The following is a 12,454-nucleotide window of genomic DNA, read 5'->3' as shown; positions in this document are numbered from 1 at the left end:
TCTGATGTGGAGGTATGGAAGATGAATTGTTATGGAATCGAAGTGAACCCCCGCCATGTGCCTGAGCTGGACCCTGCCTTTGTCCCGCTGCACCAGTTCAACCAGGCGTTTTTGAAGGACGCGAAGAAGCCCCTGGGCCTGGCCGTTGAAAGGGCCGACGGGCAGATGGCCGTGTGCCAGACCTTTATCCACGGCACGGAGGAGCTGGCCCAGGCGGACCGCTACTACGTCAACCGGGTCGTCAAGACCATGCTCTGGATGAAGGGCGGCTTCAAGATCTACGTGTCCGGCGACCAGGGCATTTACGAATATCTGCGGGAGGCGTACAGCGCCGAAGGCTGTCAGGCCTTTGACTGGGACTATATGGCCAATGTCTTTGAGCATCCCTTTGAGGTGGTGCTGGTGGACCAGGTCCCCCAGGCCAAGGATTGCCCCAAGGCCATGGGCGGCCATCTGGAGGGCTGCCGCATCGGCTTTGACGCCGGCGGCAGCGACCGGAAGGTCTCCGCCGTCATCGACGGCGAGAGCGTTTACAGCGAAGAGGTGGTTTGGTTCCCCAAGGTCACGGCGGACCCGGATTACCACTATAACGGCATCGTCTCCGCCCTGAAGTCCGCCGCCGAGCATATGCCCCGGGTTGACGCCGTGGGCGTTTCCTCCGCCGGCGTGTATATCAACAACCGCACCATGAACGCCTCTCTGTTTCTGCAGGTCCCCAAGGACCTGTTCGACGCCAAGGTGAAGGACATCTATATCCGCGCCATCACCGATACCTTCGGCGATGTGCCGTACGCCGTGGTCAACGACGGCGACGTGTCCGCGCTGGCGGGCACCATGAGCCTGGAGGACAACAACGTGCTGGGCATCGCCATGGGGACCAGTGAGGCCGTGGGCTATGTGGACGACCAGGGCCGCATCACCGGCTGGCTCAATGAGTTGGCGTTTGTCCCCGTGGACGCCGCTCCCACCGCCATGCGGGACGAGTGGTCCGGCGACATCGGCTGCGGCGTGAAGTACTTCTCACAGGACGCGGTCATCAAGCTGGCTCCCGCCGCTGGCATCCATCTGGCGGAGGAGCTGTCTCCCGCCGAGAAGCTGAAGGAGGTCCAAAAGCTGATGGAGACCGAGGGCAGCCCCGCCGAGGCCATCTACCGCTCCATCGGCGTGTATCTGGCCCACTCCCTGGCGCTGTATTTCGATCTGTATCGCTTCAAGCATGTGCTGCTGCTGGGCCGGGTCATGTCCGGCCGGGGCGGCGATCTGATCCTCGCCACCTGCAAGAGCGTTTTGGCGGACGAGTATCCGGAGGTGGCCGCCGCCATCGATCCGACCCTGCCGGACGAAAAGTTCCGCCGCGTGGGTCAGTCAGCCGCCGCCGCCAGCCTGCCGGAGATCAAATAAGAAGGTGGAGAGACGCAATGAAAAAGCATATCATCTGCCTGGGCGACTCCAACACCCACGGCTACTGTGCCGACCCTAACGACTGCGCCGACCCCGCTCTGGCTCGCTTCAATGAGAACGAGCGCTGGACCTGCCTGCTGCAAAAGGCGCTGGGGGACGAATATTTGGTGGTGGAGGAGGGCCTCTCCGGCCGCACCACGGTCTTTGAGGACCCTCTGTATGAGGGATTGGACGCGATCCACTACCTATATCCCTGCCTGAAGAGCCACGAGCCGGTGAGTCTGCTCATCATCATGCTGGGCACCAACGATACCAAGGAGCGCTTCGGGGTCAACCCCTTTGCCATCGGGCTTGGGATGCGCCGCCTGATCCAGAAGGCCAAGACCGTGGACTGCTGGGGACCGGCTGGAAAGCCCAATATTCTGGTCATGGCGCCGCCCATTATCAGCGAAGGGGTCCTCACTTCTCCAGTGGCTGATGAAATGGGGACCATGGGGCCCTCCTGTGCGGAGAAATCCCGCCGGGTCCCGGCGGAATTCCGCCGGGTCGCCGCTGAGAATGGCGTCCATTTTCTGGATACCAACGAGGTGGGCTGCGAATTCAACCAGATCGATTTCATGCACCTGACAAAGGCCGGTCATGCCCGCTTGGCGGAAACGCTGGCCAAGCTGGTGCCGGAGCTGGTGTGAGCCGATGGCCTCGCCGTTGTTTGACCCGGAGCGGGGCATATGGCCCTGGCTGTGCCGTCTGGTGGATCTGCTGTCCCTGAGCCTGCTGTGGGCTTTCTGCTCCCTGCCGGTCGTCACGCTGGGTGCCGCCACCGCCGCCCTGTATGACGCGGCGGCCCGTGGGATACGGGGCGGGGACCGCTCTCCCTGGAAGCGCTTTCTGCGCACCTTCCGCCGGGAATTGGGAGTCTCTGCCGTGGTCACGGTGCTCTGGGGCGCGGTACTGGCGGCGCTGCTGGCCATCCTGCAGCTGCTCTGGCGGATGCAGGCGGCGGACGCAAAGGGGGAGGCGGTGCTGCTGGTCGCGTTCTGTGTGGCGTCGCTGCTGCCGCTGGGAGCCATGTGCTGGAGCTTTCCCCTGCTGTCGCGGTTCACCTTCCGCCCGATGGGACTGGTGACAGCGTCCCTGCGGTTTGCCATCGGCTATCTGCCCTATACGCTGGCGGTGGTGGTCGTGGCGGCCCTGGCGGCCGTCTCCATCTGGATGCTGTGGCTGCCGGTGATGGTGATGCCCTGCGCCGCGGCGCTGTTCTGGTCCCTGCCCATGGAGCGGGCGTTTCGCAAGTATATGCCGGAGACCGCTCCGAAGGACGGAGACAGCCTGGAAGGATCATAAGTTCATTCGTCAAAAGAGCGCCCGGACCGAGCTTCGGTCCGGGCGCTCTTGATACAGTCAACGCGGGTGAAAAGAAGAAAGTACTCCTTTTCAACCGACGGACCGCTGGTCCGTCGATGCGCAAAGCGCATATGCGTTTCCCATGAAGTCAGGCACAGAGGACCGCGTATGCGGCTATGCAATGCTGCTGTGCAACATTGCATGGAAAAGACTTTTTTAGGGTCTTTTCAACTGTGCCGACTATAAAAGACCGTAGAGCTGCTGCCCTCCGGCCTTTTGCGGCCTGCGTTACAGCCGGGTCACAACGGGGATGACCATGGGACTGCGCTTGGTGTTTTTGAACAGATAGCTGCTGACGGCAGACTTTACCGCGCCCCGCAGCTCGCCGTCGTCCCGCCCGCGCCGGCGGGAGATGGAATCCGCTGCGTCCATGGCCACGGTCTGCAGGTCCTTCATCAGGTCTCCGGACTCCTTCACATAGATGAAGCCCCGGGTTATGATCTCCGGCGGCGCCAGCAGGTCGCCGTTGTGGGAGGAGATGGGCAGCACGACCACCACCATGCCGTCCTCTGCCAGACGTTTGCGGTCCCGCATCACCACGGCGCCCACGTCGCCCACGCCGCTGCCGTCCACATACACCTCGCCGGAGGGTACGGTGCCGTTGAGCTTCAATGTCTTGGTGGTCATCTCAATGACGGAGCCGTTGTCCGCGATGGCGATGTGGCTGCGGTCCATGCCCATGTCCTGGGCAAGCTGGCTGTGGATCTGCAGCATCCGCTGCTCGCCGTGAAGAGGAATGAAGAACCGGGGCTTCGTCAGCGCGTGAATGATCTTCAGCTCCTCCTGGCAGGCGTGGCCGGAGACATGGAGCATATCGGCCTTGTTGTAGACCACCTTCACGCCCTTGCGGAACAGCTCGTTGACGACCCGGCCCACCGTCACCTCGTTGCCGGGGATAGCGGAGGCGGAGATGATGACCTTGTCTCCCGCGCCCAGCTCCACTTGCTTGTGGGTCGAAAAGGCCATGCGGTACAGGGCGCTCATCTCCTCACCCTGAGAGCCGGTGGTGACGATGACCTGCTTGTTTTTGGGAAGGCTCTTGATCTTGCTGATGTCCATCAGGGTGTTTTTGGGGACCCTCATATAGCCCAGCTCCGTGGAGACCTTCATCATGTTCTCCATGCTGCGGCCGGTGACGGCCACCTTCCGCCCGCACTGGGCGGCGGCGTCCAGCACCTGCTGGATGCGGTGGACGTTGGAGGCGAAAGTGGTGACGATGATGCGCTCATCGCAGTTCTGGAACTGGCGGGCAAAGGTGGCGCCCACCGTCTTTTCCGAGGGGGTGAAGCCGGGGCGCTCCACATTGGTGGAGTCGGCGCACAGCGCCAGGACCCCCTCCTTGCCCAGCTCGCCGAAGCGGGCCAGGTCGATCACCTCGCCGTCGATAGGGGTGGAGTCGATCTTGAAGTCGCCGGTATGGACCACGATGCCCATCTTGGTGTGGATGGCAAAGGCCACGGAGTCGGCGATGGAGTGGTTCACATGGATGAATTCCACGGTGAATTTGCCTGCCCGGACGGATTTGCCCGGGTCCACGGTGATGAGCTTGGTGGATTTCACCAGCTGGTGCTCCTCCAGCTTCAGCCGGATCAGTCCGGCGGTGAAGCGGGTGCAGTAAATGGGGATATTGACCTGCTTGAGCACATAGGGGATGGCTCCCACATGGTCCTCATGGCCGTGGGTTATGAACAGGCCCCGGATGCGGGCGCGGTTCTTGATGAGGTAGGTGACGTCAGGGATGATGGAATCGATGCCGTACATGTCGTCCCCGGGAAAGGCCATGCCGCAGTCCACCACGATGATCTCGCCGCCGTACTCATAGGCGGTCATGTTTTTGCCGATCTCGTTCAGACCGCCCAGGGGAATGATCTTCAGTTTTTCTGCCATAGTGATAGAAATACTCCTTTGTTTTGGATATGTAGAGGAGCCTCCGCAGAAAAAAGCGCATGGAAAAAACAGGCGTCCGTAGCCTGCGCGGCCCCGTTTCGCCGGCAGGGATTCGGTCACGTCATGTCCCGTTTCATATGAGGCTCTGGATCTATTTGACCGGGAGAAGCGCGTCTCACGGTAAAATACGAAAACAGCGGAGACGGATCACGTCTCGACGCTCAGCTGATATAGTATATCACCTTTTGGGGCATTTGTATACCAAAATTTTGGGCTATGTTCACTGTGCCTATAAACAGCGGAAAAGAACTTGACAAATCCTGCAAAAATGCATATGATGTGCACGTTAACATAATGCAGAGGAGGAGGATCATGCGGGCGACCATCAAAATGATCGCAGAGAAGGCGGGGGTCTCCATCGGCACCGTGGATCGGGTCCTTCACGACCGGCCGTACGTCAAGGAGGAGGTGCGGACCCGCATCCTTCAAGTGATGGAGGAGCTGGATTACCATCCCAACCGTATGGCCAGCGCTTTGGCCACCAGCGGCACGCCCCGGCGGCTGGCGGTGATCCAGCCGGAGTGGAAGGTCTACATCGGCGACGCGGTGGGGGCGGGCGTGACCCGCTTCCGGGAGGAGCACCGGGATTACAACGTCAGCGTCAATGTGCGGACCTATCCCCCAGAGGGGGAGGCCTGCCTGAAAATATTGGATGAGGAAGTGGGGAACGGTGCCCAGGCGGTGGCGCTCTGCGCGTCCGACAGCCGGGAGACCCGGGAGAAGCTGGCGGAACTGGCGGACAGGCATATCCCTGTGGTCACCTTCAACTCCGACATTCCCACCGCGCCCCGGCTGTGCTATGTGGGGGAGGACGCCCACCACGCGGGCCGGGTGGCGGGGGAGATCGCCGCCAAATTCCTGCGGCCCGGAGATCCCCTGCTGCTGGTCTACGCCGGCCCCGCCTACGCCGGACACAAGGCCCGGGCCGACGGTTTTCTGGAGCGGCTGGCGGATCTGGGTTTCCGCCGGGAGGATTGCCGGATCGCTGCGACCCATGACGACTATGACGAGACCCTGCGGGCCGTGGAGGCGGCTCTGGCGGAGGACCCGGACCTGGCGTATATCTACATGGCAAACTTCAGCGTCACCGCCTGCGTGGAGGCCATCCGCCGCCAGGGGCGGACGGGCAGGGTCCGCGTCCTGTCCCATGACAACGGGCCGGACATCCAGCGGTTTTTAAAAGAGGGTCTGGTGGACTTTACCATCGGCCAGGACCTGGCCTACCAGAGCTATCAGGCGCTGTCGGTGCTGTTTCGGGCCCTGACGGAGCACAAGCTGCCGGAGCGGGACTGCTTCTACTCCGACAGCCCCATCCTGAACGCCGAGACGCTCTGAGGCTTTTTCCACAGGGAAAGAGGGAAAACCATTATGGAACGGAACCGCGCCGTCACGCGCCCGGCCCTTTTCCGGATCGAACGGTCTAAGGACCGGTGATCCCACGGCGCCGCCCCTGTGGCGGCGCTGGTTTTTTTGGCGTGGCGGACGGTTTTTTTACATTTTCGTTGCACCCAACTTATAAAAATGATATACTATACACCTATTAGTATGCGTAGCATGCGGTATAAGGAGTGTTTGCCTATGAATAATAAAAAACTCTCCCGTCTGCTGGAACCGAATTTGAAGCTGTACTTTCTGTGCTTGGCGCTGTTTGCGGCGGCCGCCGTTCCGGTGAGCCCGGTGCTGGCGGCAGCGGAAGCGGCCGCTACAGTGATCCTGTACTTCTATTTTTCCAAAAGCAACCAGAAACGCCGTCAAAATGTGCTGCAATACATCGACAGCGTTACCGGCAGCGTGGACACCGCCAGCAAATCGACCTTGATCAATTCACCCTTGCCCATTATGGTGTTCCGGCCCGACACCGGGGAGGTCATCTGGAGCAACGAGGACTTCCTGCAGCTGGCGGGGGTGCGGGAGCACCTGTTTGAGATGAAGGTGGAGGACGCGGTGCCGGCCTTCCCTGTACAGTGGCTGCTGGAGGGAAAGCAGGAATGTCCGGAGCGGGTCCTGATGAACAACCGCCGCTTCCGGGTCTACGGCAGCCTGGTCCGGGCTAAGGGCCGCGGCGGAGAGCAGAATCTGGTGGCCACCACCTATTGGGTCGACACCACCGACGACGACCTGCTGCGGGAGACCTATACCGCGACCCGCCCAGTGCTGGCTCTGCTGATGGTGGACAATTACGAGGACCTGATGAAGGCCTGTGCCGACACGGCCCGCAGCGCCGTTTTGGCCCAGATCGACGAAAAACTGAACAACTGGGCGGCGGCAGGCGACGGTCTGCTGCTCAAGACCGAACGGGACCGCTACCTCTTCCTGTTTGAGGAGCAGTATTACGACCACTTCGCCGCAGAAAAGTTTTCCGTGCTGGATGCTATACGGGATATCAAGGTGGGGGAGGGCGTCCACCCCACGCTGTCCATCGGCATCGGCAAGGATGCTGACAGCATCCCAGAGCTGTATAAGAACGCCAATCTGTCTATGGAGATGGCCCTCAGCCGGGGCGGCGACCAGGCGGTAGTCCGGGGCCGTGTGGACTTTGCCTTTTATGGAGGCCGGGCCAAGACCACGGAAAAGCGCACCAAGGTCAAGTCCCGGGTCATGGCCAACGCCCTCAGCGAGCTGGTGGCCGACGCCACGGAGATCTATGTCATGGGCCACAGCTTTGCGGATATGGATGCTGTGGGCGCCGCCGTAGGCATCTGCTGCGCCGCCAGAAGGCAGGGGAAACGGGCGCAGATCGTGATTGATCTGGAGCACAACGCTTCAGAGGCCGTGCTGAAAAAGCTGCGGGCCATGCCAGAATACGCAGATGTGTTCATCTCCGGCAGCGACGCGTTCTTGAAGATGCGCCCCGGAGCTCTGCTGGTGGTGGTGGACACCAACCGGCCGGATATGGTGGAAAACCCCCAGCTTCTGGAGTCCTGCAACCGGGTCGCCGTCATCGATCACCACCGCCGCGCGGCCAAATATATCGAGAACGCGGCATTCAGCTTCCATGAGCCGTATGCCTCCTCCGCCTCCGAACTGGTGACGGAGCTGCTGCAATACATGGTGGAGCCGACGGATCTCCTGCGGGAGGAAGCGGAGGCGCTGCTGGCGGGCATCGTGCTGGACACCAAGCACTTCTCCCTCCGCACTGGCGGCCGCACCTTTGAGGCGGCGGCGTTCCTGCGCCGGGCGGGAGCCGACACGGCGGACGTCCAGCGCCTGTTCCAGAACGACCTGAGCGACATGGTCTCCCGTTACGACATTATCCGCCGGGCGGAGCTGTATCGGGAGGACATCGCCCTGGCGGTGGTGCCTCAGGACGGCGTGGAGCGGGTCACGGCGGCCCAGGCCGCCGACGAGCTGCTGACCCTCAAGGGGGTCAAGGCGTCCTTCGTGCTCTACCGCAGCGGCGAGGATGTGCTGATGTCCGCCCGCTCTCTGGGCGAGATCAACGTCCAGGTGATCCTGGAGGCTCTGGGCGGCGGCGGGAATTCCTCCACCGCCGGAGGCCGTGTCGCCGGCAGCGACGTGCTGGCCGTGCGAAGCCGGCTGACAGATGCCATCGACGCTTATTTCGAGAAATGAGACAGATGCCCATGAAAAAGTTCCTGGGAAATTTTTCGCGTGCATGGTGGTCATCGAAGCAGCCTTCTTTTTCGGCGGGGGACTGCTTTTTGACCTCTCCCGGCACTCTTAAGGCACCGGCGCGGTGATCGTTTTTTATAGCAGCAATTGTAATTTCCGTCTGGCTGAGCCAGGAGGAGCGGCTGGACGCCTTGGAAAAACGGCTGAAAGAATTGGAAGATCCAGAAAATAAGGAGAATGACAAATGAAAGTGATTTTACAGCAGGATGTGAAGGGCCAGGGCAAGAAGGGCCAGCTGGTGGAGGTTTCCGAGGGCTACGCCCGGAATTTCCTCCTGCCCCGGAAGCTGGCCATCGCCGCCACGACTGACGCTATCAACACCATGAACCTGAAGGAAAAGGCCCGGAAGGCTGAGGAAGCCCGCCAGAAGGCGGAGGCCGAGGCCACCGCCGAAAAGCTGAAGGAGTGCATGGTGAAGCTCACCGCCAAGGCCGGCGCAGGCGGCCGCCTGTTCGGGGCTGTGACCACCAAGGAGATCAGCGACGGATTGAAGGCCCAGTACGGCGTGGACATCCCCAAGCAGAAGCTGGTGCTGGAGGACCCCATCAAGGCCTTTGGCAGCTATCAGGTCAAGGCCAAGCTGGGCTTTGAGGTCACCGGCACGGTGTACGTATCCGTGTTCGAGGAGAAGTAAGGACCGGAAAAACGTGCGTGGCCCGCCGCCTGCCGGCGGGCGCCTGGCTGAGAAATTTCCTTTGGAGGTAAACGACAGATGGCCAACGAGGACTTGCTGCTGCGGCAGATGCCCCACTCCCTGGAGGGCGAGCAGGCGGTGCTTGGCTCCATGCTCATCGACGCGGGCTGCGTCAAGGACGTGATGGATAAGCTGCGCCCGGAAGATTTCTATCTGCGGCAGAACCGGGAGATCTTTGAGACCATCTATACCATGTTCTCCTACGCCAAACCCATTGACGGCATCACCGTCTGTGAGGAGATGCAGAAAACCGGCGTTTACGATCCGGATACGACCCGATCCTACCTGGCTCAGCTGATGGAGATCACGCCCACCAGCGCTAATGTGATGGAATATGTGGCCATCGTGCGGGATAAGGCGCTGCTGCGGAGCGTGGCCCAGGCGGCGGCAGAGATCACCGCCCTGGTGCAGGAGGGCATGGGAGAGGCCGGAGAGATCCTGGAGGCCGCCGAGCAGAAGGTGTATGCCATTCGCCGGGGCCAGGGGGCGCAGGCCATGGTGCCTCTGCGGCAGGTGCTGCCGGATGTGCTGGACCGCCTCAGTGAGATGAGCGAGAGCGAGAACCATCTGCCGGGCCTGTCCACGGGCCTTTCCGCCGTGGACCAGAAGATCACCGGATTGAACAAGTCGGACCTGATCCTGCTGGCCGCCCGGCCCGGCATGGGCAAGACCTCCTTTGCCCTGAACATCGCCCTGAACGTGGCCAAGGGAACCAAAAAGACAGTGGCGGTGTTTTCCCTGGAAATGTCCCGGGAGCAGCTGGCGACCCGCCTGCTGTCCTCCGAGGCGCTGGTGGAGAACAACCGGCTCAAGACCGGCAATCTGCGGGAGACCGACTGGGAGAAGATCGCTGGAGCCGCCACGGTGCTGACCAGACTGGACATCCGCATCGACGACAACCCCATGCTGACGGTGGCGGATATGAACGCCAAGTGCCGCCGCCTGGATGACCTGGGCCTGGTGGTCATCGACTATCTGCAGCTGATGTCCTCCGCCGGCGGCAGCAGCCGGGGCAATGAGAACCGCCAGCAGGTGGTCAGCGATATGTCCCGCATGCTGAAGATCATGGCCAAGGAATTGAATGTTCCCGTCATCTGCCTGAGCCAGCTCTCCCGCGCCAATGAGAAGCGGGATGACAAGCGGCCCATGCTGTCGGACCTCCGGGAATCCGGTGCCATCGAGCAGGACGCAGACATCGTGCTGTTCCTGTATCGGGATGACTATTATAATGAAGACTCGGAAAAGCACAACATCGCCGAGTGCATCGTGGCGAAAAACCGCCACGGCGAGACCGGCAAGGTGGAACTGCGCTGGATGCCGGAATACACGACATTCGCCACATTGGACAAACGGTATGATGACGAGGACTGACCTTTTGGAACAGGCCCCGGCGTACTGCCTGCCAGGATCTGGGGAGCGGGCGCTGTGTGCCGTCTCTGGAGGACTGGACTCCATGTGCCTTCTGCATATGTTGAACGCCTGGTGCGCGGAGCGGGGGGGCCAGGTGGTAGCCGCCCATTTCAACCACTGCCTCCGGGGGGAGGCGGCGGACAGGGATGAATCCTTCGTTCGGGAGACCTGCAAAACGTGGGGGATTCCCCTGACCGTGGGACGGGGGGAGGTCCGGGACTTTGCTAAGCAGGAAGGGCTTTCCGTTGAGGAAGCTGCCCGGACCCTGCGCTACGCCTTTTTGACCAAGGCGGCGGAGGCAGAGGGCTGTTCCCTGGTCTGTACTGCCCACCACGCCGATGATAACGCTGAAACGGTGCTGCTGAACCTCATCCGGGGAACGGGTCTGAAGGGCCTTGGCGGGATGGAGCGGCGGCGGGGAATTCTCTGCCGTCCGCTGCTGGATGTGACCAGGGCAGAATTACGGGAGTACGCAACTGCCTGGAGCGTCCCCCATATGGAGGACGAGACCAACGCCGACCCGGATGCCGCCAGCCGGAATTTCCTGCGGATTCAAGTGATGCCGCTTCTGCGGGAACTAAATCCCAAAACGGCAGAGCACATTAACAGAGCCGCTGCCTGGGCAAGGGAGGCAGACCACTATCTGGACGAACAGGCCCGGCGGACGTTTGTGGGGCTGGGTACCGGCCCTGGCTGGGTGTCCTTTCCCTGGGAGGATCTGCGGCTGGCGCCGCAGCCCCTTCGGCCCCGGCTGTTGTTGCTGCTGCTAGACCAGTTGGGGATTGGCCGCAAGGATTTCGGCGCCGTCCACCTCGATGCCATTTTTTCCCTGCAAAACGAGTGTTCCATAGACCTGCCTGGGGGCGTGACAGCCCGGCGGGAGCGGGGACGGCTGTTCCTGACGCGGTGGAAAGCCCTTCCCGGCATAGCGGCTCTGGAATGGGGAGTGCCTTTGACTTGGGGCGGCTATAGGCTGACTCTGCTGGACCGCCGGGAGGGGGAGGGCTTGTCCCTGCGCCTGCCCAGTCCGGAAGAGAGAGGCCGCCTGACCGTGGCCCCGGCCCCGCCGGGTGCGCGGCTGACCCTGCCGGGGGCCAGGGGGAGCCGGAGCGTGAAGCGGCTGTGCCTGGACCAGGGCATTGGCCTGGAAGAGCGAGACCGCCTGCCCGCTGTTTACGCAGACGGAAGACTGGCCGCCGTGTGGCGGCTGGGAGTGGATACGGAATTCCTGCCGGAGGGAGGACCCTGCCGGTTCATTCAAATCCAGAAAAAGACAGAGGAGAACGACCATGAGAAGTGAGATGGAAAACGACATCCTGAAGGTCCTGGTGACAGAAGAGGAGCTGAAAACCCGCATTGCAGAGATGGGCGACGCCCTGTATGATAAGTTCCAGGGGAAAAATCCGCTGTTCCTCAGTGTGCTGAAGGGTTCCTTCGTATTTATGGCGGATCTGGTGCGGGCCTGCCAGCTGAAGAGCGACGTGGAGTTTATTGCCGTCAGCTCCTATGAAAACGCCACTGTTTCCTCCGGCCGGGTCCATATCAACCATGACATCCAGCAGGATATTACCGGCCGGGACCTGATCGTCGTGGAGGACATTCTGGACTCCGGCAATACGTTGGCTTTTCTGAAGGATTACTTTATCACCAAGGGCGCGGCCTCCATCACCATTGTGACGCTGCTGGATAAGCCCTCCCGCCGCACCAAAGCCATCAATGCTGACCTGGCGGGCTTTGTGGTCCCGGACGAGTTCGTGGTGGGCTATGGCCTGGACTACTGCCAGCAATACCGCAACGTACCTTATATCGGCGTTTTAAAGCCGGAGGTCTATTCCGGCTGATGGGCCATAGCCCGCCACGGCCCCGCACAGCGGGGCGCCGGTCACGGCGCACGAGCGTTTCGCGGAGCGAAACCTCGGAACGGGCCGCATTTATTTCGGGCCGTTCCAGTCTGATAAAAGGGCT

At 61.6% G+C, this 12,454-nt stretch carries 10 protein-coding genes; 9 read left to right on the top strand and 1 reads right to left on the bottom strand.

Annotated elements, in window-relative coordinates; all coding sequences use genetic code 11:
• Nucleotides 1-21 precede the first annotated feature (21 nt).
• From Q0Z69_RS00985 to Q0Z69_RS00975, 3 genes are read left to right on the top strand one after another with little or no spacing between them, the layout of a single operon-like run.
• Complete coding sequence (locus Q0Z69_RS00985) at nt 22-1,401, top strand: ROK family protein (RefSeq protein WP_298028917.1); 1,380 nt, start codon at nt 22-24, stop codon at nt 1,399-1,401.
• A gap of 17 nt (nt 1,402-1,418) precedes the next feature.
• Complete coding sequence (locus tag Q0Z69_RS00980; protein WP_298028915.1) at nt 1,419-2,090, top strand: GDSL-type esterase/lipase family protein; 672 nt, start codon at nt 1,419-1,421, stop codon at nt 2,088-2,090.
• A 4-nt stretch (nt 2,091-2,094) separates the two neighbouring features.
• The gene (locus Q0Z69_RS00975) at nt 2,095-2,745 is read left to right on the top strand and encodes a DUF624 domain-containing protein (protein WP_298028913.1); all 651 of its coding nucleotides are present in this window, start codon (nt 2,095-2,097) and stop codon (nt 2,743-2,745) included.
• 288 nt (nt 2,746-3,033) lie between these two features.
• On the opposite strand, the gene Q0Z69_RS00970 is transcribed toward Q0Z69_RS00975, so the two are convergent.
• Complete coding sequence (locus Q0Z69_RS00970) at nt 3,034-4,692, bottom strand: ribonuclease J (RefSeq protein WP_298028911.1); 1,659 nt, start codon at nt 4,690-4,692, stop codon at nt 3,034-3,036.
• Nucleotides 4,693-5,064: 372 nt separating this feature from the next.
• On the opposite strand from Q0Z69_RS00970, the gene Q0Z69_RS00965 reads away from it, so the two are divergent.
• The 6 genes from Q0Z69_RS00965 (at nt 5,065) to hpt (ending at nt 12,330) form a co-directional block, all read left to right on the top strand.
• Nucleotides 5,065-6,087, top strand: a complete 1,023-nt coding sequence (locus Q0Z69_RS00965; protein WP_298028908.1) for a substrate-binding domain-containing protein — start codon at nt 5,065-5,067, stop codon at nt 6,085-6,087.
• A 243-nt stretch (nt 6,088-6,330) separates the two neighbouring features.
• Nucleotides 6,331-8,325: a DHH family phosphoesterase gene (locus tag Q0Z69_RS00960; RefSeq protein ID WP_298028906.1), complete on the top strand. Its 1,995-nt coding sequence runs from the start codon at nt 6,331-6,333 to the stop codon at nt 8,323-8,325.
• Nucleotides 8,326-8,569: 244 nt separating this feature from the next.
• The gene (gene rplI / locus Q0Z69_RS00955; RefSeq protein ID WP_298028904.1) at nt 8,570-9,019 is read left to right on the top strand and encodes a 50S ribosomal protein L9; all 450 of its coding nucleotides are present in this window, start codon (nt 8,570-8,572) and stop codon (nt 9,017-9,019) included.
• Between the two features lie 78 nt (nt 9,020-9,097).
• Complete coding sequence (gene dnaB / locus Q0Z69_RS00950) at nt 9,098-10,450, top strand: replicative DNA helicase (RefSeq protein ID WP_298028902.1); 1,353 nt, start codon at nt 9,098-9,100, stop codon at nt 10,448-10,450.
• Nucleotides 10,434-11,789, top strand: coding sequence for a tRNA lysidine(34) synthetase TilS (tilS, locus tag Q0Z69_RS00945; protein ID WP_298028895.1), 1,356 nt, complete (start codon nt 10,434-10,436; stop codon nt 11,787-11,789). Before dnaB ends, tilS begins: the two co-directional genes overlap by 17 nt.
• Nucleotides 11,779-12,330 carry a hypoxanthine phosphoribosyltransferase gene (gene hpt / locus Q0Z69_RS00940; RefSeq protein WP_298028893.1) on the top strand — a complete coding sequence of 184 codons (552 nt, stop codon included), beginning with the start codon at nt 11,779-11,781 and terminating at the stop codon, nt 12,328-12,330. The genes tilS and hpt overlap by 11 nt, the downstream gene beginning before the upstream one ends.
• The last annotated feature ends 124 nt before the right edge of the window (nt 12,331-12,454 follow it).

The organism is uncultured Dysosmobacter sp., assembly GCF_947631165.1.
In the GTDB taxonomy this organism is placed as follows: Bacteria; Bacillota; Clostridia; order Oscillospirales; family Oscillospiraceae; genus Oscillibacter.
The sequence above is the reverse complement of the archived record's forward strand: the minus strand, read 5'-3'. Positions and strand labels throughout refer to the sequence as shown.

Coding starts and splice junctions, on each gene's coding strand:
- Q0Z69_RS00985 (WP_298028917.1), top strand. CDS start 22: ATGAATTGTTATGGAATCGAAGTGAACCCCCGCCATGTGCCTGAGCTG.
- Q0Z69_RS00975 (WP_298028913.1), top strand. CDS start 2,095: ATGGCCTCGCCGTTGTTTGACCCGGAGCGGGGCATATGGCCCTGGCTG.
- hpt (WP_298028893.1), top strand. CDS start 11,779: ATGAGAAGTGAGATGGAAAACGACATCCTGAAGGTCCTGGTGACAGAA.
- Q0Z69_RS00965 (WP_298028908.1), top strand. CDS start 5,065: ATGCGGGCGACCATCAAAATGATCGCAGAGAAGGCGGGGGTCTCCATC.
- dnaB (WP_298028902.1), top strand. CDS start 9,098: ATGGCCAACGAGGACTTGCTGCTGCGGCAGATGCCCCACTCCCTGGAG.
- Q0Z69_RS00980 (WP_298028915.1), top strand. CDS start 1,419: ATGAAAAAGCATATCATCTGCCTGGGCGACTCCAACACCCACGGCTAC.
- tilS (WP_298028895.1), top strand. CDS start 10,434: ATGATGACGAGGACTGACCTTTTGGAACAGGCCCCGGCGTACTGCCTG.
- Q0Z69_RS00970 (WP_298028911.1), bottom strand. CDS start 4,692: ATGGCAGAAAAACTGAAGATCATTCCCCTGGGCGGTCTGAACGAGATC.
- Q0Z69_RS00960 (WP_298028906.1), top strand. CDS start 6,331: ATGAATAATAAAAAACTCTCCCGTCTGCTGGAACCGAATTTGAAGCTG.
- rplI (WP_298028904.1), top strand. CDS start 8,570: ATGAAAGTGATTTTACAGCAGGATGTGAAGGGCCAGGGCAAGAAGGGC.